Consider the following 20,798-nt stretch of genomic DNA (forward strand, 5'->3'; position numbering starts at 1 on the left):
GTCTTTCCCAGGCCGGGTTCAGACGCAGCCACACGATTGCCTATGCCCCCGTCTGCATGGACTGCCGGGCCTGCAAACCGATGCGCCTGCCTGTGGCTCTTTTCCGGCCGTCCCGCACACAGCAACGCATCTGGAAACGCCATCAGGACGTCAAGGCTGCCATCACAGCGCCAATTCCAACGCCGGAACAGTTTGCACTGTTTCAGGCGTATCAGAAAAGCCGCCATACAGATGGGGATATGGCCCATATGTCCTGGCAGGACTACGCCGATCTGATCTCAAACACGCCAGTCGAAACCATTGTCATAGAGTTTCGCACGTCGGCAGACCAACTCGTCTGTGTGTCTCTTATCGATGTCATGTCGGACGGGCTGTCCGCCGTGTACACCTTTTACGACCCCACGACCCCTGCTGCGTCCTGGGGAACATTCTCGATTCTGTGGTTGCTCCACCTAGCCAAACAGCGCGGACATCTTCACCTCTATCTGGGGTATTATGTCCCTGGCAGTCAGAAAATGGCTTACAAAGCCACCTTCCAGCCTGCCGAGATTTTTCAGGGTGGTCACTGGACCCCCCTGATTATATCCCCCTGAAGGATTAGTTCGGTTTGCGCAGCATCCATTGCGGTGCAGCCTTCCCAACCGCCCCACGGCGCCCTTCCAGCGGTGCCAGATCGGCAGCCGGGCGGACGCGCTGTCCCTCCTGCCACAGAAGTCCATCCTCAAGCGTGAAAGCCCGGAGATCACGCAGTGTGCTCTCTCCAAGCTTCTGGAAGGAGACGCCCGATCCACGGCTCATCTCCGGCACCTGCTCCATTGGGAAGATCAGGGCACGCTTGTTTTGTCCTAGAGCTAGCACATGCGTTCCAACAGCCGGGATGCAGGCGAAGATGCTTTCGCCCTCCTTGACGTTGAAGACCTGCTTACCGGTCCGCTTCTCCGCCACGATCCCAGCTTCAGAAACAATCATGCCACGCCCACTCTCAGACGCGATCAGGCGCTTGCCGTCTTCCATGACAGGGAACATCGCAACCACACGCTCTTCCTGTGCAATATCCACAAGCGTCCGAACAGGCTGACCAAAGCCACGTCCACGGGGCAGATCCGCGGCTTTGAGCGTGAACGCCTTGCCTCCACTGGCAATCAGACAGATCCGATCCGTGCTTTGACATTCTGCCATGAGACCGGCTTCGTCCCCTTCTTTGAAGCGATGCCCCTGTGGGTCCAGCCCATGTCCCTTCATGGCCCTGATCCAGCCCTCGCGAGACAGAAGAATGGTCAGTGGTTCGCGATCCACTTCAAGTGCTGCCGAAATATCGATAGCTTTAGGGGGCTGTGCAATCTGCGTCCGTCGATCGCCCAGCGGGCCACTTCCGAACTTCTTGATCGTTGCATCCAGATCCTTGCCAATCCGGGTCCAGCGGCGCTTTTCAGATCCCAGAAGGGTCTCAAGAGACTTGCGCTCATCCGCAAGGGCATTCCGCTCCTTGCGGATCTCCATTTCTTCCAACCGACGCAACGAGCGCAGACGCATGTTGAGAACGGCTTCCGCCTGAATATCCGTCAGGCTGAACGTCTTCATCAGGCTGACCTTCGGCTCATCTTCTTCCCGGATGATGCGAATGACTTCATCCAGATTAAGATAAACCGCCAGAAAACCATCCAGGATTTCCAGACGACGCAGAACGGCCGCAAGACGATGATTGGACCGACGCACCAGCACTTCATGGACATGCGCCAGCCAGGCCTGAATGACCTGCTTGATTGATAGCACACCCGGCACGCGGTCTCCGCCGAGAACATTCATGTTCAGGCTGAAGCGGTTTTCCAGCGCTGTATTGCGGAACATCGTCTCCATCAGGACTTCAGGGTCACACCCCTTGGTCTTGGGTTCCAGCACCAGACGGATATCCATCGTGCTCTCATCCCGCACGTCTCCGAGCAGCGGCAGCTTACGCTGCTCCATCAGCTCGGCGATCTGTTCGATCAGACGGGACTTCTGAACCTGATAGGGAATTTCCGTGACAACGATACACCAGGTTCCAAACCTGCCCTGCTCCACTTCCCAGCGCGCACGCGTCCTGAAGCTGCCACGACCGGTTTCATAGGAACGAATGATCGACTCGCGATCTTCAACCAGAATACCGCCGGTCGGGAAATCCGGACCGGGAATGAAATCGACCAGTTCAGCGACGGTCGCATCAGGCTTTTCAATCAGATACTTCGCCGCACGACAAATTTCCGCGGCATTATGAGGCGGAATACTCGTCGCCATGCCGACAGCGATGCCAGCTGCTCCGTTGGCCAGCAGGTTCGGGAATGTGCCTGGCAGGACGACAGGTTCGTGGTCTTCGTTATCGTACGTCGGACGGAAATCCACGGCATCATCATTGATACCGTCCAGCAACGTCTGCGCGATCTCGGTCAGGCGGCTTTCCGTATAACGCATGGCCGCTGCGCCATCGCCGTCGATGGAGCCGAAATTGCCCTGTCCTTCGACGAGCGGATACCGAACGGCGAAATCCTGCGCCAGACGCACCAGTGCTTCGTAAACGGACGCATCACCGTGCGGGTGAAACTTACCGATCACGTCACCGACGACACGTGCACACTTTTTAAACCCTGATGTGGGATCAAGGCGTAGCTGCTGCATCGCATAGAGGAGGCGCCGGTGCACCGGCTTGAGACCATCACGCACATCCGGAAGGGACCGCGACATGATCGTCGACATCGCATACGCAATATATCGCTCACTCAGAGCCTCCGCGAGCTTGGTATCCTCAATATGACCCGCCAGATCAACGCCCATGCACTTCCCCTTTTCTCAGCAGGACTTAGACACTGGCGCCCGCTCCTGTCCAGCGTTGCGCTCGTTCTTCTTTCAGGCTGTTCGCCATACCGGCCGATCCTTCATGAAGAAGACACGCTGGCCCGCAACGGCTTTGTCGCCCATGAGGCTAATACCACAGCCCGATGGCAGATGATGAACCTGCTGCCTCCGAACACCATGACCTATCGCATGCAGGGCAATGTCGCCGTGATGCTCTATGCGGACCCGACCGCATGCGGGTGCGTCTATATGGGCAATATGGTGGCCTATCATGCCTATCAACTCAGCCACCCTGTTTCCGCCGATGATGAGCAGCGCATGACAGCGGAAATTAACCAGCATCCGGGATGGGACTGGTCCGTCTGGAACTGGACTGCCGACCCGGATGTCGTCAGCGGAGTTCGTCCGGGTCCTGTGCAGGTTCGATATTGAGATCTTCGGTAGCCTCATCTTTTCCAGCCAACCTGCGAATACGCTCGAATAGCCTTTCGCGCGCCGCAGGCAAGGGCTGGTGCCGCACGCCAAAAACCCACCGTGAAAGAAAGTGGCCGGTCAGCGTCATTCCTGCCAACCAGTCTTCGGGGCTACCCTCTTCCGTTTCATTGGCCAGAAACGCAGGAAGCACCAACAGCCGGTCGCGCCAGGCACCAGCACCCTCGTCGCTCACGGCGCGCCCGGACTTTGGGGAGACAAAATTCAGGTTGTCACACCCTCCGGTGACGGCACAGGCAGAAAGATCCAGTCCGTAACCCAGTTCGCCCAGTAATTCTCGTTCCCAGCGCAGATAGGCCGCTATAGGAGGCGGCTTAGGCGCGATTCCTATCAACGTCAGAAGCCGGATCAGGCGCATGAAAAGTTCGGGATGAGCTTCCCCTTGGGGTAGAGCACCATCCGCCAGAGCGCACGCACTACTCACCATGGCCAGTTGAAGAGGAAGATCAAGCAGTCTTGCCCCTACACTCTGAACAGGTTCAGCTGTAATGGCACCAAGCTGATCTGACAGTCTGGCACGCCAGCGCGCCATAACAAGATTACCTGTTTGCCAAAGAGGGGCCTGTTTTCTGGACCCGCCACCGCGCACCATTCCGTGTGAAACGCCATGCTCTTCGCTCAGCAGATGAACAAGAGCACTGCCTTCTCCGTAAGGACGAACAGACAGGACCAGTGCAGCCGCTTCCCACTCCATCACAGCACGATGCTCCCGACAAAGACCAAAAACAGAAAAACTCCCGCACGAGTACCGTGCGGGAGTTTCCAATCTCTTTCAGTTTCAACCAGGCAGACAAGCCTGCCTGGTCAAATGGAAAAAGATCTTACTTGGTGCCAGCAGCGGCAGCCACTTCGGCAGCGAAGTCGTTTTCTTCCTTCTCGATGCCTTCACCAAGCTGGAAGCGCTCGAAGCCAACCAGCTTCGCGCCAGACTTTTCCACAACCTTGGCCACGCGGCTTTCGCCATCGAGAACCCAGACCTGCTCCAGAAGAACGACTTCTTCGTAGAACTTGCGGATACGACCCTCGACCATCTTCTCGATGATGGCTTCCGGCTTGCCGGAATCACGGGCCTGCTCGATCAGAACCGTACGCTCACGCTCCAGAGACTCCGGATCGACGCTTGCAACATCCAGAGCAGCCGGACGGGTTGCAGCAACGTGCATGCCAATCTGACGGCCGAGCGTCAGGAGAGCGTCGGACTCGGACGGAGCCTGAAGAGCTGCGAGAACGCCGATCTTGCCAATGCCCGGGCGCAGTGCGCTGTGGACGTAGCTGGCGACAACACCGGACTCAACAGACAGAACGCGAGCGCGACGGATCGACATATTTTCGCCGATCGTAGCGATCAGATGCGTCAGTTCGTCAGCAACCGTACGGCCGGACGGAACCTTGGCTGCCTTGATGGCTTCCAGATCTTCGCCAACTTCCAGAGCAACCTGAGCAACCTGCTCAACGAAAGCCTGGAATGCTTCGTTACGGCCAACGAAGTCCGTCTCAGCGTTGACTTCAACCATAGCGGCGCGGTTCGGACCGGAGACAACGCCAACCAGACCTTCAGCCGTTGTACGACCGGACTTCTTGGCAGCCTGGGACAGACCCTTGGTGCGAAGCCAGTCGATGGCTGCTTCCATGTCAGCAGCGGCTTCCGTCAGAGCCTTCTTGCAATCCATCATGCCTGCGCCGGTCTTCTCGCGCAGTTCGCGAACCAGGGCTGCGGTGATTTCTGCCATGTTCTCTTATCCCTCGAAAAGATCATGCGGCCGAGCGTAAACGCCCGACCGCATGCATGTTTCTTCCAGTTACCGCATCTTCAGATGATGACACGGCACGCTGTCTCAGTTGGCGGCTGGAGCCTGCTCTTCAGCGGCTTCCAGAACAGCCGTCTCAGCCGGCAGTTCTTCTTCAGCACCGATGTCATGACCCGAAGCAGCCAGTTCAGCGGAAATACCGTCCAGAACTGCGCCGGAGATCAGGTCGCAATACAGCGTGATCGCACGGATTGCATCGTCGTTGCCCGGGATCGGGAACGTAACGCCAGCCGGGTTGGAGTTGCTGTCCAGAATGCCGATGACCGGGATCCCCAGCTTGTTGGCTTCTTCAACAGCCAGCTTTTCCTTGTTCGTGTCGATCACGAAAATCAGGTCAGGCAGGCCGCCCATTTCCTTGATGCCGCCGAGGGAACGCTCGAGCTTCTCGCGGTCACGCGTGATGTCGAGAACTTCCTTCTTCGTCAGACCAGCCGTGTCACCAGCAAGCATTTCATCGATCTGGCGCAGACGCTTGATGGAGCCCGTGATGGTCTTCCAGTTCGTCAGCATGCCGCCGAGCCAGCGATGGTTCACATAGTACTGACCGCAACGCTGTGCAGCTTCAGCAACGTGCTCAGCAGCAGCGCGCTTCGTGCCAACGAACAGAACGCGGCCACCGTTGGCAACCGTCTCGCGGACCAGCTTCAGAGCGCGGTCGAGCAGCGGAACCGTCTGCTGCAGGTCGATGATGTGGACCTGGTTGCGAACACCGAACAGGTACGGCGCCATGGCCGGGTTCCAGCGACGGGTGTGGTGACCGAAGTGAACACCGGCTTCGAGCAGCTGGCGCATGGTGAATTCTGGCATTGCCATGATTCAAATTCCTAGCATCTGGTTGGACCTCCGCATGGCGACGTCCCTTGCGGAACACCAGAAAACCTCAGGGCCATGCGTGCGGATTGACCGCCTTCTCCCACGAGGGATGCCAGCGGACGAGCGCGATATGGCCGATCTTTGGTCAGATTGCAAGGGTTTTCCGCCAGATCAGCGCTGTTCAGCCTTCTCGACTCCCCGAACAGTCCGTAGGCGTTCAGCCAGACGTGGTGTGACGCGATATGTGCCTGGAAGGGCGATTTCCACATCTCTTGTTTCTTCGAGAGAGGGCAGGAAAACAACTTTCCCGTGTCCTCCCCGCATCTCCGCCAACATTTCAGAAAGCGTGGGAAGCGCATCCATCTGCTTCAGCCATACGCGCATTTCAGACCGTTCAGCCGCAGCAGCGGTTTCGAGATCCATGACGCTTTGCGCCGTAATCCGCAGTGCATCTCCATCCAGTTTAAGCTCTGCTGTCACCAGAATAGCCTGTCCAGCCACCAGAAGATCCCGGCACGAAATCAGAGTTTCCGCGAAAAGCGTAACTTCACACCCGCCACCGCTGTCCGAAAGATTGACCCAGGCCATCTTTTTGCCAGTGCGGGTCGGACGCTCTTTCTTATCAACAACGCACCCCGCTATCTTAACGCGCATAGTGCCTGTTTTTGCTGCATTTTCCAGAGCGTTAGAGGGTGTGACACCAAGCCTTCTAAGAACCGTACGATAAGCATCCAACGGGTGAGCACTCATGTGAAAGCCAATGGCCGAGGCCTCAAGCGACAAGCGCTCGAAATCCGGCCACGGACGCCCTTCATTCAACCGCAGAATCTCACGATCCTGGCCGCTACCGCCAAACAATCCTGACTGGCCCATCTGCTGCTCCTGAGCCCGCGACTGCGCCCGACGTAACAGAATGTCTGCACTCGAAAAAACAGTATGACGATCCTTAAGAAGACTGTCGAAAGCCCCTGATTTTGCAAGACTTTCTATCTGTATCTTATTCAGGCTTTTGGGATCACAACGCTCTGCAAAATCCGTTAGATCCTGGAAAGGCTTATTACCGCGGGCGGCAACGACAGAGTCCATTGCGGCTGCACCAACACGCTTGATGGCGGATAGGGCGTATCGAATTCCTTGACGACCATCCTCAAGTGTCTCGATCGAGAAATCTGCCATGGACTTGTTGACGTCGACAGGGAGAACTTTAATGTTCATCCGCCGCGCTTCCTGACAGAGGGCTGCCAACTTATCTGTCTTTTCCCGCGCGAGCGACATGCAGCCCGCAAGGAAAGCTACAGGATGGTTCGCCTTCATCCACGCTGTTTGATACGAAACCAGCGCATAGGCCGCAGCGTGAGACTTGTTGAAGCCATAATCAGCAAAACGAGCCATAAGATCAAAGACTTCGACGGCTTTGTCTTGAGGAATTCCTCTGGCTGTTGCACCTTCCGTAAAGATCTCGCGCTGCTTCTCCATTTCGGACGCGATCTTTTTGCCCATGGCGCGTCTTAGAAGATCAGCGCCACCCAGACTGTAGCCTGCCATCTTCTGGGCGATCTGCATGACCTGTTCCTGATAGACCATGATGCCATAGGTCTCTTCAAGGATGTCACGGATCTCTTCGTGCGGCGGCTCCCATGGTTCACCATGTTTGCGGCGGCAGTAATCCGGAATGTTGGCCATTGGTCCCGGGCGATACAGAGACACGCCTGCAATCAGATCTTCCAGACGGCTGGCAGCCATCTGCTTGAGCATGTCCCGCATACCCGCGCCTTCGAACTGGAAGACACCGGCCGTATCCCCTTTGGCCAGCATTTCGAAGGTCTTAGCGTCATCCAGAGGAATACGTGAGAGATCGACTATAACACCTTGTTCTTTAAGGAAATCTAGACCTCTTTTCAAAATTGTCAGGGTCGTTAAGCCAAGGAAGTCGAATTTCACCAGCCCAGCCTGCTCAACGAACTTCATGTTGTACTGGGTAACCAGCATATCGCTCTTCGGATCGCGATAGAGCGGTACAAGTTCGACCAGTTCACGATCCCCGATCACCACACCCGCAGCATGGGTTGAGGCATGGCGGTAGAGCCCCTCAAGCTGGAGCGCGATTTCCAAAAGACGCTTCAGGGCTTCATCACTGTCCCGCATTTCCTGCAGGCGCGGCTCTCCTTCGATCGCCTGCGCCAGCGTAACAGGTTTCGCGGGATTGTTCGGGATAAGCTCGGCAACGCGATTAACCATGCCGTAAGGCAGACCCAGCACACGCCCGACATCCCGGACAGCCGCCTTCGCTTGCAGCTTTCCAAAAGTAATGATCTGAGCGACGCGACTGCCGCCGTACTCTTCGCGGACATATCGGATCACTTCGTCACGGCGATCCTGACAGAAGTCGATATCAAAGTCAGGCATCGAGACGCGTTCCGGGTTCAGGAAGCGCTCAAACAGGAGCCCGAATGGAAGCGGATCGATATCGGTAATGGTCAGAGCGTAAGCGACCAGTGATCCAGCGCCCGATCCACGTCCTGGCCCCACGGGAATATCATGAGCCTTGGCCCATTGGATAAAGTCGGCAACGATCAGGAAGTAACCTGGGAATCCCATCTTCGCGATGATGTCGAGTTCCGTCTGAAGACGTTCGGAATAGATTTTCCGTTTATCTTCATCGGCATTGATCGCCTCAAGCCGCTTTTCCAGCCCTTCCCACGCCATGGCTCGCAGCGTTTCTTCTTCCGTTGAACCTTCGCGAACCTTGGGACAGATGGGCAGCAGTGGCTTGCGGGTACAGGCGGCCACAGCGCATTTCTGCGCAATAATCAGCGTGTTATCACAGGCTTCCGGGAGATCCTTGAAAAGCTCACGCATTTCGGCAGGCGTCTTGAACCATGCCTGCGGTGAAACATGCCAGCGGTCAGCCTCCGCCATGGTCCGCCCCTGTGCGATACAGATCAGCGCGTCATGCGCTTCATGCATCTGCGGCGTGGGAAAGAAGCATTCATTGGTCGCGACAAGAGGAATGTCGAGCTTATCGGCCAAAGGCACAAGAATACTCTCAATTTCCCGCTCGCCAGCCTCACCCAGACGATTCAGTTCGACTGCAATGTTCTGGGGAAATGCCTCCATCAAACGGCGCAGAAGAACTTCCGCCTCGTCTTTCTGTTCATCATAAATCAGGCGATTGATCGGCCCACGATTACCCCCGGTGAGCAGAAAAAGACCATCCGCATGCTGGCACAGAACATCTACAGCAACAGTCGGGTCAGCCGGATCACCGTTCAGGAAGCCATGCGAGGACAGGATCTGCAGATTGGCAAGACCCGTTTCGTTCCGTGCCAGAACCACCAGCGGCTCGGAAGGCGCGCCAGGTTTTGTGCTACGCGATGGTAGGGAGAGCTGGCAGCCCACGATAGGTTGAACACCGGCATTGCGACAGTAGAGGGAAAATTCCAACGCCCCGAAAAGATTGCCACTATCCGTCAAAGCAACGGCAGGCATGGCATTTTTGGTGGCGAGCCCGACGAGATCTGCAATGCGAATGGCTCCCTGACTCAGGGAGTATGCGGAATGATTGCGAAGATGAACGAAATCGGCATGAGACATGCGATCATTCTATCAGGACCGACGAGCAGATACAGCGCCCTTCTCGCCAGTTCAGGGCAATTCAGAAAGGAACGAGCTTTCCATCCCGCAACGTAACCGTGCGATCCATGCGTGCTGCGAGTTCCTTGTTGTGGGTTGCGATAAGGGCTGCAACGCCCTCCTCACGCACCACACGCAGGAGTTCGTCAAAAACATGATCGGAAGTCGCGATGTCCAGATTGCCTGTCGGTTCATCCGCCAGAAGAAGCTTTGGACGATTGGCAAGCGCACGAGCAATCGCGGTTCGCTGCTGCTCTCCACCAGAAAGACGTCCAGGCAGGGAATTGAGGCGATGAGACAGGCCAAAACGACCTAGCAGATCCTCTGCACGCGCTTTTGCGGCTTTTGCAGAAACGCCAGCCACCAACTGAGGCAGCATCACGTTCTCACAAGCCGTGAATTCACCAAGAAGATGATGAAACTGGTACACGAAACCAATCTGATCCCGGCGCACAGCAGTCCGCACTGTATCGCTCAGGCCACTGACTGGCTTTTCATCAATATAAACTGCGCCTTCAGTCGGCGCCTCAAGCAGGCCAGCCAAATGAAGCAGCGTGGATTTACCAGTACCGCTCGGCGCTACAAGAGCTACGATTTCGCCTGGATAAAGAGAGAGCGATGCTCCAGAGAGAATCTCCAGAGTTTCTTCGCCAGATTTGAAACGACGGGCCAGATTTTCGAGCCTTAGGGCTGTCACGCGGGCTTCACTCATGGCGCAGAGCCTCGATTGGATCAGTCCGCGCAGCTCTCCAGGACGGATACAGTGTGGCCAAGAGCGACAGCACCAATGACATGGCAATCACCTCTCCAACCTGCGACCAGACAAGTTTGGCTGGCAGCCGCTCAAGAAAATAGACTTCCGGATTGAAAAGATTGGTTCCCGTCAAAGACTGGAGCCACTGGCGGATACGCTCAATATTGAGCGCAAACGCGATACCCAGTGCCGACCCTGCCGCGGTTCCAACAATCCCGACAAATGCACCATTCATCAGGAAGATTCGCATGATCGCGCCGCGGCTTGCACCAAGCGTACGAAGCACAGCGATATCGCGCGTCTTATCCTTCACCATCATGATGAGGGACGAAATCACATTGAAGGCCGCAACCAGAATGATGAGCGTCAGGATGAGGAACATGACGTTCTGCTCGACCGTGACGGCATCGAGAAAACCGTTTGCGCTCTGCGTCCAGTCCAGAACCCGAAGACGTGGGTCATCAAGGCGCTGCGCAATGGCCTGACGTGTAGGCTGGACGTTCGACGGATCGTTGGTCGAGACCTGAATCAGGGAAACGGCATTCCCAAGCATCAGAAATTTCTGTGCAGCAGGAAGCGGTACCAGAACAATGTTTGAATTATAGTCGTTCCAGTTGGCATCGAAGATCGCGGCCACATGATATGTTTTTACACGCGGCATTGTGCCAAACGGCGTTGCCTGACCATCCGGTTGCCTGACCATCCGGGGACAGGAGCGTAATGGGGGAGCCGATCGTCAAGCCAGCACGATCTGCCATCGTCGTCCCGATGGCAACCGCGTCGTCTCCAGTGAAACGATCAATCGAGCCGGCGATGACACCACTACTCAGAGCACGCCAATCCCGAAGGTCCTGCTGGGCGACACCCTGAACCTCTGCGCCAGTCGAATACCGACCAGCTTCGACAAGTACAGTCCCCTGCGCCATGGGAATGACTGACTTCACGCCCGGCACAGAACGAATAGCCTCGACGTCGTTCTGATAGGCCTCGATAGGCCGCCCGTAGCCAAACACGGTGAGATCCCCGTGCAAGCCAAGGATCCGCCCCATCAGATCAGCCTTGAACCCGTTCATCACCGACATGACGATGATGAGCGTGGCCACCCCGAGCGCAATGCCGACCAATGAGAAAACTGCAATGATCGAGGCGAAGCGTTCGCCACGGCGGGCACGCAGATAGCGCCCCGCCACCATACGCTCGAAGCGGCCAAACATCAGACTGCTCCGATCTTGGCCAGCGCTTCAGCCACCGGCAGCTCGAACCGCTCGCCGTCTGCACGGCGCTTCAGTTCAACCTTACCTTCCTTGGCACCGCGCGGACCAACAATGATCTGCCAGGGATGCCCCATCAGATCCGCATCATTAAACTTCACGCCTGCACGCTCGGAGCGGTCATCGTACATGAAGTTCTCAGGATTGGACCCGTAGATCTCTTCGCAGATTGCATCGCAGGCTTCGTCACCCGGGCGCAAATTCAGGATCGCAGCTTTGTACGGTGCGACGGAATCCGGCCAGATGATCCCAGCCTCGTCATGCGAGGCCTCGATGATCGCGCCAACCAGACGGGACACACCGACGCCATAAGAACCCATATGAGGCGAGAACTTCGCCCCATCGGCGCCGCTGACTTCAATGCCCATGGATTCCGTGTACTTGGTGCCGAAGTAGAAGATGTGGCCCACTTCGATGCCACGCCCTTCCCGCTTCCGGTCATCCGGCACTTCTGCCCAGGCAGCCTCATCATGCTTCTCATCCGTTGCGGCGTAGTGATCCGTTACGGAAGAGAAGAATGCAGCGAGATCTTCTTCGTTGTCACAGTCCACCGGACGGCCCAGCCAATCCTGCTCTTCAAGAGCCGCATCGAAGAACACGCCGCTTTCACCTGTCGGGGCCAGAACCAGAAACTCATGGCTGAGATCACCACCGATCGGTCCCGTATCTGCAACCATTGGCACAGCGCGAACGCCAAGACGCTGGAAAATCCGCAGATAGGACAGCATCATGCGGCGATAGCTGTTAACCGCGCCCTGATAGTCTGCATCGAAGGAGTAGGCATCCTTCATGAGGAATTCACGACCACGCATCACACCGAAGCGCGGGCGAACCTCATCACGGAACTTCCACTGGATGTGATATAGCGCCTTCGGAAGCTGCTTGTAGGAACTGACGGACGATCCGAAGATATCCGTGATCATTTCCTCATTGGTCGGTCCATACAGCAGTTCACGACCATGCCGATCCTGAATACGGAGCATTTCCGGACCGTAAGCGTCATAACGCCCCGAACGGCGCCACAGATCAGCAGACTGAAGCGTCGGCATCAGGACTTCCTGAGCCCCAATGGCATCCTGCTCTTCGCGAATGATCTTCTCGATGTTCCGCAGAACGCGCAGACCAGCTGGCAGCCAGGCGTAAATACCGGACGATGTCTGACGAACCAGACCTGCACGCAGCATAAGGCGATGAGACGCAATCTGCGCCTCCGCCGGGACTTCCTTCAGCGTCGGCTGAAAGGCTTTACTCAGACGCATACTCTATTTCTTCTCTTAGACGCGCAGCAAATGAACATCGACAAGCGGGCGCTTCTGAAGCTTCCGCCCCAGCGCACGGCGCAGAGCCGTCTTGGCTGCGTCACGGAAGGCCGTGTCGTCCTGTCGCAGCTCATCCGGGATTTCGTCAATGGAATCAGCGAATTCTTCCTGAATGCGAATGCTTTCCGGGTCTTCCGCCTCAAGCAGACCAGGTGCACTGATCTTGGGCTCGCCAATGACATAGCCTTCGTCATCTACAGCGAAGCTCGCAATGACCATGCCGTTAAACAGCATCTTGCGACGGGCCGCCAGAACGCCACCCGTCATCGGCAGAAGGCGCCCACCATCCAGTGCCAGACGACCAGTCGGCGCCGTGTCGACAACCCGGACATCACCCGGAGACAGGTTCAGAATGTCACCATCTTCTAGCAGGATCGGTTCAGAACCCATCTCGTGCGCCAGAGCTGCATGAGCTGTCAGATGACGCCATTCACCATGGGTCGGAATGCTGTATTTCGGGCGGACAATCCCGTACAGTACGCGAATGTCATCGCCCGTTGCATGGCCGGACGTATGAACCTTAGCATCCTTGTCCGTCAGAACAGTCACGCCACGACGGGACAAATTGTCCTGCACAGCCATGACAGCCTGCTCATTCCCCGGAATGACGCGTGAACTATAAATAACCGTATCGCCCTCACCGAGAGAAATATTCGGATGGGTATCCGAGGCGATGCGAGACAGCGCAGAACGAGGTTCGCCCTGACTTCCCGTGATGATCATCAGAAGATTATCATCATGGATATCGCGTGCATCCTGCTCCGTCAGGAATGGCGGCAGATCACTGAAATAACCGCACTCACGGGCAGCCGTTTCAAGATTACGCAGGGAACGCCCCACGATCATGACCGCACGACCGGCGGACATGGCAGCCTTCGCAATACTCTCAACGCGCGCCACGTTACTGGCAAAGCACGTCACGGCCACACGGCCATGAAGGCTCGTGATCAGATCCGTCAGGCCCTTGCGAACATCAGCCTCAGACTCTGAACGCCCTTCCTTCATGACGTTGGTGCTGTCACCCACCATCGCCAGAACGCCCTCGTCTCCGAGGCGACCGAATTCTTCAAGATCCGTCTTAGGGCCGACCAGCGGGTTCTCGTCGAGCTTCCAGTCGCCCGTATGCACAATGAGACCATGCGGCGTCCGGAGAGCAACAGCCTGCGCTTCAGCCACAGAATGGGTGACAGCGACAAACTGAAGATCGAAAGGTCCGACGTGGAACCGCGAGCTTGGCATCACGACATGAATCTTCACCTGATTGACCAGATGAGCCTCATGCAGCTTCCGACGCAGAACAGCCGCAGCAAACGGGGTCGCATAAACCGGGCAACGCAGATAAGGCCACAGATGCGCGACAGCACCAAGGTGATCTTCGTGCGCATGGGTAATCACGAGGCCGCAGAGGTCTTTTGCTCGATCCGCAATAAATGTCGGATCTGGCATCAGAACTTCGGCTTCAGGCGTATCGTTGCCCGAAAAGCCAATGCCACAGTCGATAGCGAGCCAGGTTTCCTTGTTGTTTTTCGTGAGACGATAAAGATTGAAATTCATGCCGATCTCGCCCGTCCCGCCCAGAGGCAGGAAGGACAAACCGTCAGGTGTATCCGTCATAGTTGTTCCTTACATGTGTTAACATCATCAGTGATATTCATTGCCGAAAGCCTACATGCCTTCGGGGGAATGGGTGTGCTGAGCCATCGCATTACGATCAGCCAGAAGACGGAGGCCATCCAGGGTCAGATCCGGGGCCATCACGTCAAACAGGTTGGTGCCCTCTGAAAACAGAGGCGCGAGACCACCCGTTGCAATAATCTTGGGGCGACCGCCCATTTCTTCGGAAATTCTGCCCACGATCCCTTCAACCAGGCCAACATAGCCCCAGAAGAGTCCGGAACGCATGGCAACGCTTGTGCTTCGGCCAATCGCGTTCAGAGGACGCCCGATGCTCATACGTGGCAAACGGGCAGCCGCTCTGTGCAAGGCATCGATGGAAAGATTGACGCCCGGAGCAATCGCTCCGCCACAGTACTGGCCGTATTCATTCACGACATCAAACGTCGTTGCCGTGCCAAAATCAACAACAATGAGGGGGCCACCGTAAAAGTGCTGAGCAGCAAGGCCATTCAAACGACGGTCTGCCCCGAGTTCTGCCGGGTTATCAACCAGTGCCTCAATACCCCAGTCCAGCCCCGCATTCGCTACAAGCGGCTCAACATCCAGCCACTGCCTGCAGAAACGACGCAAATCGTAAAGCGCCGCAGGAACAACCGTTCCGATGATAGCACGTGTGATGGAGCCAGCATTCAGCCCAATGCGATCAAACAGGCCCAGAAGCCAGACAGCGTATTCGTCAGCAGTACGGGAGTCGCTCGTGGACATGCGCCATTGACCGACCCACGACGATCCATCGTGAACTGCAAACACAACATTCGTGTTGCCAGCATCAATGACGAGAAGCACGTTTCAATCCGGTCCTTCAGTCCAGCAAGATATCGCCGGTTACAACCGGTATGATTTCACCACTTGGAAGCGCAAGAAGTAGACGTCCCTGCTCGTCCAATCCTGAAAATGAACCTGATATATATGTTTCACGGCGCTGAACCGCAAGATGACGTCCGACAGGATGCGCACGTTCAAGCCATGCCTCCCGAATGGGAGCAAATCCCGCAGCCTCCCAGACACCGACCCAATGATCCATCTGAAGGGTCAGGTTACGACCAAAAACCACGGGATCAGGGGACGCAGCCACTTCGGACAATGCGGATAATTTGCGGCCCTCAATTTCGGGAGCTTTCCGGAGATTGGCTCCAATGCCAACGACGATCCATTTATGATCTGCGCGTCCCCCTACTTCGATCAGAACGCCTGCCATCTTGCGCTCAGAGAGCAGAAGATCATTCGGCCATTTCAACATGAAATCAGCTTCACCCGTACTGAACTGCCGCGCAGTCTCGTAGAGGCTCAGAGCCGTCAGAAAAGGAATAGCAGCCAGAAAATCTGTTGCGTTCACAGGTCGAAAAAGAAGGGATATTGCCAGATTACCGCCAGGATCGACCCAGCTTCTACCACGAGTTCCGCGCCCAGAGGTTTGGGCAAAAGCCTGAATGGCGAGCTTTTCTTGCGCTCCAGCCTCAGCTTTTTCTTTACAGAGATCGGAAGTCGATCCCAACGTCTCATACAATTCGAAACGCCAGGCCATATGTACAGTCAGTCTTCATGTGGTGGGCGATGACAGGATTGAACTGCCGACCCTCTCGGTGTAAACGAGACGCTCTACCGCTGAGCTAATCGCCCTCAGAAAACACGTGGCCTATATACACGGTTCTGAGCGCCCGTAAAGACACCCAGAACCATAAAAGCGAATTTTTATTCGCTTACGGCGTCCTTAAGACCCTTGCCCGGCTTGAAACGGACAGAGGTAGATGCCGGAATGTCGATCTCTTCGCCCGTGCGCGGGTTGCGGCCCTTGGCAGCCTTACGCGTAGCGGTCACGAAGCTACCGAAGCCCACGAGACGGACTTCCTGCTTCTTGGCGAGCGTCTTCTCGATCGTGCTGAACACCGCATCGACAACTTCGCTGGCCTTTGCCTTCGGAAGATCGGCGGCGTCTGCAACGGCGGCGATCAGTTCCTGCTTGTTGAGGGGCTTCTCCATGATGTGCCTTTCTGGTGTTAGAGCACCCGAGCCATCCTCCGAAGAGTCTTGCGGCTCAGGTGCTTGTTCGATCTGCGGCCGCACTATGAAGCGCTTTTTGGCCGCGTCAACTGTAAGAATCGCAGAAGGACCCAACCGTTAGTGTGGAAGTGCCGCCGGAGAGGCTTTCTCGCCAGCAATTCCACCTATCGGGTCCACACTTTCATCCCATTCAATTGCCTCAGGCATGCGCGTGAGGGCAATTTTCAGAACCTCATCGACATGGGCTACTGGAATGATCTTGAGCGCATGACGGACATTTTCAGGAACCTCTGCAAGATCCTTTTCATTGTCCTTCGGAATGAGAACCGTCTTGATTCCAGCTCGCAATGCAGCCAGCAGCTTCTCTTTCAGGCCGCCAATCTCCAGCACACGCCCACGAAGCGTAATTTCGCCCGTCATCGCAACATCCCGGCGAATGGGGATCTGCGTCATGATGCTGACGAGAGACGTTGCAAGCGCAATACCTGCGGACGGACCATCCTTCGGGGTTGCTCCCTCCGGAAGATGAACGTGAATATCCCGCTTTTCAAAGAGCGGCGGCCGGATACCGAAATCCTGTGCCCGTGAGCGGACATAAGACAGGGCTGCTGCAATGCTTTCCTGCATCACATCACCCAGTTTACCCGTCTGCTTCACCTGCCCCTTACCGGGAACCATAACGCTTTCGATGGTCAGGATCTCACCGCCAACCTGTGTCCAGGCCAAGCCGGTTACGACACCAACCATATCCTCCGTCTCGGTTTCTCCGTGACGGAAACGACGTACGCCTGCGTATTTACCAAGATTCTCTGGTGTAATTTCAACGTGCGTTACGCCGGTCGTGATGATTTCCTTCACAACCTTGCGGGCCAGACGGGCAATTTCGCGCTCGAGATTTCTGACACCTGCCTCACGGGTATAAGACCGGATCAACTCAAGAAGCGTCTCGTCAGAAACGGTCCACTCATCAAGCTTGAGATTGTGAGCTTCCGCCTGCTTGGAGAGCAGATGTCGACGCGCAATCTGGACCTTCTCGTCTTCCGTATAGCCCGAGAGATTGATGATCTCCATGCGGTCCAGAAGAGGCTGAGGCATATTGAGACTGTTGGCCGTCGTCACGAACATGACGTCTGAAAGATCGTAGTCGACCTCCAGATAGTGATCGGCGAAGGTGGAGTTCTGCTCCGGGTCCAGCACTTCAAGAAGCGCGGAAGACGGATCGCCTCTCCAGTCAGCCCCCAGCTTGTCGATCTCATCCAGCAGGAACAACGGATTAGACGTTTTCGCCTTTTTCATGCCCTGAATGATTTTCCCAGGCATGGAACCGATATACGTCCGGCGATGACCGCGGATTTCCGATTCGTCACGCACACCACCAAGTGACATACGAACGTACTGACGGCCCGTTGCCTTGGCGATCGAGCGTGCCAGAGACGTTTTACCGACACCCGGCGGCCCAACGAGGCACAGGATTGGTCCCTTGATCTTCTGGGAACGCGTCTGCACGGCAAGATATTCAAGGATGCGCTCCTTGACCTTCTCAAGGCCGTAATGTTCGGCTTCAAGCACACCTTCAGCGTGCGTGAATTCCTTGGTGATCTTGGAACGCTTTTTCCACGGAATACCCAGCAGCCAGTCCAGATAATTCCGGACCACCGTACTCTCTGCGGACATCGGGCTCATACCGCGCAGCTTCTTCAGCTCCGCATGGGCCTTTTCCTTGGCTTCACGGCTCAGCCGCGTTTTGTTGATCTTCTCTTCAAGCTCGGCAAGTTCGTCCTTGCCGTCCTCGCCTTCTCCAAGTTCCTTCTGGATCGCCTTGAGCTGCTCGTTGAGATAATACTCACGCTGCGTCTTCTCCATCTGCCGCTTTACACGGTTCCGGATGCGCTTCTCAACCTGCAGAACCCCGATTTCCGTCTCGATATGAGCAAACACTCGTTCGAGACGTTGCTCAGCGGACGGCATCTCAAGAATTTCCTGCTTTTCAGAAATCTTGAGGTTCAGGTGGCTCGCAATCGTATCCGCAAGCTTGGAGAGATCATCGATCTGATTGATCGAGACCATGACCTCAGGCGGGATCTTCTTGTTGAGTTTGATGTATTGCTCAAACTGGGAAACCGTCGAGCGCCCAAGTGCTTCGAGATCGCTGCCTGGCGTCGCGGAGAGCGGCGCATCTGCAATTTCTTCAACCTCGGCCTCGAAATGCCCGTCCACATCAAACAGTCGCGTGATGTGAACCCGACGCGTGCCTTCGACGAGAACCTTTACTGTTCCATCTGGCAGCTTGAGAAGCTGCAGAATGGTGGAGACCGTTCCGTAGCGATAGATATCGTCAACAGATGGATCATCCTGCGAAACGTCTTTTTGCGCGACAAGAAGGATCTGTTTGCTGTCCCGCGTAACTGCCTCAAGAGCCTTTACAGATTTCTCACGCCCAACGAAGAGCGGAACAATCATATGCGGGAAAACGACGATGTTCCGCAGCGGAAGAACCGCCATGACATCATGACGAGCAGCCGGAGCAGCCTCCGTCACAATTTCTGCAGGCACAGCCTCTTTAGCCGCTTTTGTCGCACGAGGTTTGCGGACGGTCTTTTTTTCAACGACCGCAGCATCGTCCACTTTTTTTGTGCGGCGACGCGTCTTGGGTTTTGTATCGTCAGTCATTCACTTGATCTCCGTAGGGACGATCTTACGGCCCCCGCCCGCTTGGCAGCGCGAGCACCGTAATGTCTCTTCATGCAGAAAAGGCACGAATTCAGACAGCGTCTGTCTTCAATGTTGTGACAAAAAGGCCGACTGACAAGACGGCCTTTTCGACATCATCAAGCAGACTGTTCCGTCGGTTCGCTTTTGCCCTTCCCGTACACATAAACCGGGTTGGCCTTGCTCTCCGCCACTTCACGGTTGATGACGACTTCCTCAACGCCTTCCAGTCCTGGAAGATCGAACATCGTCCCAAGCAGGATGTTCTCCATAATGGAACGAAGGCCACGGGCACCGGTCTTGCGTTCGATAGCCCGCTTGGCGATGCCGGAAAGTGCGTCTTCCGTGAAGGACAGTTTGACCCCTTCCATCTCGAAAAGGCGCCCATACTGCTTGGTCAAAGCATTTTTCGGCTTACTGAGAATCTGGATCAGGGCAGCTTCATCAAGATCATTCAGCGCTGCAATAACCGGCAGACGCCCAATGAACTCCGGAATAAGACCGAACTTGAGCAGATCTTCAGGCTCTACTGTCTGAAGAATTGCCCCTAGACGACGCTCATCCTCAGAACGCACATCCGCGCCAAAGCCGATGCCTGATCCCTTGCCACGAGCCGAAATGATCTTGTCCAGCCCCGCAAAAGCACCGCCACAGATGAACAGCATGTTCGTGGTGTCAACTTGCAGGAACTCCTGCTGCGGATGCTTGCGACCACCCTGCGGCGGCACGGACGCAACCGTCCCTTCCATAAGCTTCAGAAGCGCCTGCTGTACGCCTTCGCCTGAAACATCACGGGTGATGGATGGATTGTCGGACTTCCGCGAGATCTTGTCGATTTCGTCGATGTAGACAATGCCGCGCTGCGCACGCTCAACGTTATAATCAGCGGCCTGAAGCAGCTTCAGGATGATGTTCTCAACGTCTTCACCCACATAACCGGCTTCAGTCAGCGTTGTGGCATCTGCCATCGTGAATGGTACATCAAGAATACGAGCCAGCGTTTGCGCAAGCAGCGTCTTACCCGAACCTGTAGGACCAATCAGAAGAATGTTGGATTTCGCGATTTCGATATCGCTGTTCTTCTGCGCATGGGCCAGACGCTTGTAATGGTTGTGAACGGCGACCGACAGCGCACGCTTGGCCTCGAACTGCCCGATGACATAATCGTCCAGAACCTTGCAGATTTCCTTGGGCGTCGGAACACCGTCGCGGGATTTCACAAGGTGCGTCTTATGCTCCTCGCGAATGATGTCCATGCAGAGTTCAACACACTCATCACAGATGAAAACTGTTGGACCAGCGATCAGCTTGCGAACTTCGTGCTGGGATTTCCCACAGAACGAGCAATACAGGGTGTTCTTTGAATCGCCGGATTTGTTGCTCATCGCTGTTCCTCTTTCCCCTCACACACGCACCGACCGCTTTTCGGCAGCAGACATGCTGAAGCACTTAAAACTCTAGGCCGAGGTCTCAGCCTTCGGCAACCCCGGAG

The 20,798-nt window shown here is 56.0% G+C and carries 15 protein-coding genes, 1 tRNA gene and 1 pseudogene; 2 read left to right on the forward strand and 15 right to left on the reverse strand.

Annotation, left to right across the window (positions count from 1 at the left end; all coding sequences use genetic code 11):
* Positions 1-593: arginyltransferase (locus tag AC3B6F_RS00005; protein ID WP_489822930.1), on the forward strand; the 593-nt coding region annotated here is incomplete at its 5' end.
* A 4-nt stretch (positions 594-597) separates the two neighbouring features.
* Here the strand turns inward: AC3B6F_RS00005 and parC are convergent.
* Positions 598-2,808: a DNA topoisomerase IV subunit A gene (gene parC, locus AC3B6F_RS00010; protein ID WP_211568656.1), complete on the reverse strand. Its 2,211-nt coding sequence runs from the start codon at positions 2,806-2,808 to the stop codon at positions 598-600.
* On the opposite strand from parC, the gene AC3B6F_RS00015 reads away from it, so the two are divergent.
* On the forward strand, positions 2,785-3,261 hold the full coding sequence (locus tag AC3B6F_RS00015; protein ID WP_211568655.1) for a hypothetical protein: 477 nt from the start codon (positions 2,785-2,787) through the stop codon (positions 3,259-3,261). The two genes, parC and AC3B6F_RS00015, sit on opposite strands and share 24 nt — an antisense overlap.
* Here the strand turns inward: AC3B6F_RS00015 and recO are convergent.
* From recO to clpX, 14 genes and pseudogenes are all read right to left on the reverse strand, one after another.
* Positions 3,221-4,015: a DNA repair protein RecO gene (gene recO / locus AC3B6F_RS00020; protein WP_211568756.1), complete on the reverse strand. Its 795-nt coding sequence runs from the start codon at positions 4,013-4,015 to the stop codon at positions 3,221-3,223. The genes AC3B6F_RS00015 and recO overlap by 41 nt on opposite strands.
* 127 nt (positions 4,016-4,142) lie before the next feature.
* Positions 4,143-5,051 carry a translation elongation factor Ts gene (tsf, locus tag AC3B6F_RS00025; protein WP_010501436.1) on the reverse strand — a complete coding sequence of 303 codons (909 nt, stop codon included), beginning with the start codon at positions 5,049-5,051 and terminating at the stop codon, positions 4,143-4,145.
* A 105-nt stretch (positions 5,052-5,156) separates the two neighbouring features.
* A complete protein-coding gene (gene rpsB, locus AC3B6F_RS00030; RefSeq protein WP_010501435.1) occupies positions 5,157-5,942 on the reverse strand; it encodes a 30S ribosomal protein S2 in 786 nt (261 codons plus the stop codon).
* 171 nt (positions 5,943-6,113) lie between these two features.
* The gene (gene dnaE / locus AC3B6F_RS00035) at positions 6,114-9,536 is read right to left on the reverse strand and encodes a DNA polymerase III subunit alpha (RefSeq protein WP_489822931.1); all 3,423 of its coding nucleotides are present in this window, start codon (positions 9,534-9,536) and stop codon (positions 6,114-6,116) included.
* A gap of 61 nt (positions 9,537-9,597) precedes the next feature.
* Positions 9,598-10,287 carry an ABC transporter ATP-binding protein gene (locus AC3B6F_RS00040; protein ID WP_489822932.1) on the reverse strand — a complete coding sequence of 230 codons (690 nt, stop codon included), beginning with the start codon at positions 10,285-10,287 and terminating at the stop codon, positions 9,598-9,600.
* Positions 10,280-11,543, reverse strand: a pseudogene (locus AC3B6F_RS00045) (lipoprotein-releasing ABC transporter permease subunit). Before AC3B6F_RS00045 ends, AC3B6F_RS00040 begins: the two are co-directional and overlap by 8 nt.
* On the reverse strand, positions 11,543-12,859 hold the full coding sequence (proS, locus tag AC3B6F_RS00050) for a proline--tRNA ligase (RefSeq protein ID WP_489822934.1): 1,317 nt from the start codon (positions 12,857-12,859) through the stop codon (positions 11,543-11,545). The pseudogene AC3B6F_RS00045 and the gene proS overlap by 1 nt, the downstream one beginning before the upstream one ends.
* A 15-nt stretch (positions 12,860-12,874) precedes the next feature.
* Positions 12,875-14,533, reverse strand: a complete 1,659-nt coding sequence (locus AC3B6F_RS00055; RefSeq protein ID WP_010501430.1) for a ribonuclease J — start codon at positions 14,531-14,533, stop codon at positions 12,875-12,877.
* Positions 14,534-14,584: 51 nt separating this feature from the next.
* The gene (locus AC3B6F_RS00060; RefSeq protein WP_489822935.1) at positions 14,585-15,382 is read right to left on the reverse strand and encodes a type III pantothenate kinase; all 798 of its coding nucleotides are present in this window, start codon (positions 15,380-15,382) and stop codon (positions 14,585-14,587) included.
* A 16-nt stretch (positions 15,383-15,398) separates the two neighbouring features.
* Positions 15,399-16,121 (reverse strand): biotin--[acetyl-CoA-carboxylase] ligase, encoded by a 723-nt coding sequence (locus tag AC3B6F_RS00065; RefSeq protein ID WP_489822936.1) that lies wholly within the window; start codon positions 16,119-16,121, stop codon positions 15,399-15,401.
* Positions 16,122-16,141: 20 nt separating this feature from the next.
* Positions 16,142-16,216, reverse strand: a tRNA-Val gene (locus tag AC3B6F_RS00070).
* A 72-nt stretch (positions 16,217-16,288) separates the two neighbouring features.
* Positions 16,289-16,576: an HU family DNA-binding protein gene (locus tag AC3B6F_RS00075; protein WP_007282110.1), complete on the reverse strand. Its 288-nt coding sequence runs from the start codon at positions 16,574-16,576 to the stop codon at positions 16,289-16,291.
* 138 nt (positions 16,577-16,714) lie between these two features.
* Positions 16,715-19,267, reverse strand: a complete 2,553-nt coding sequence (gene lon / locus AC3B6F_RS00080; protein ID WP_489822937.1) for an endopeptidase La — start codon at positions 19,265-19,267, stop codon at positions 16,715-16,717.
* A 158-nt stretch (positions 19,268-19,425) separates the two neighbouring features.
* Positions 19,426-20,691, reverse strand: coding sequence for an ATP-dependent Clp protease ATP-binding subunit ClpX (gene clpX / locus AC3B6F_RS00085; protein WP_010501414.1), 1,266 nt, complete (start codon positions 20,689-20,691; stop codon positions 19,426-19,428).
* Positions 20,692-20,798 lie beyond the last annotated feature (107 nt).

The organism is Gluconobacter sp. ESL1110 (assembly GCF_058107395.1).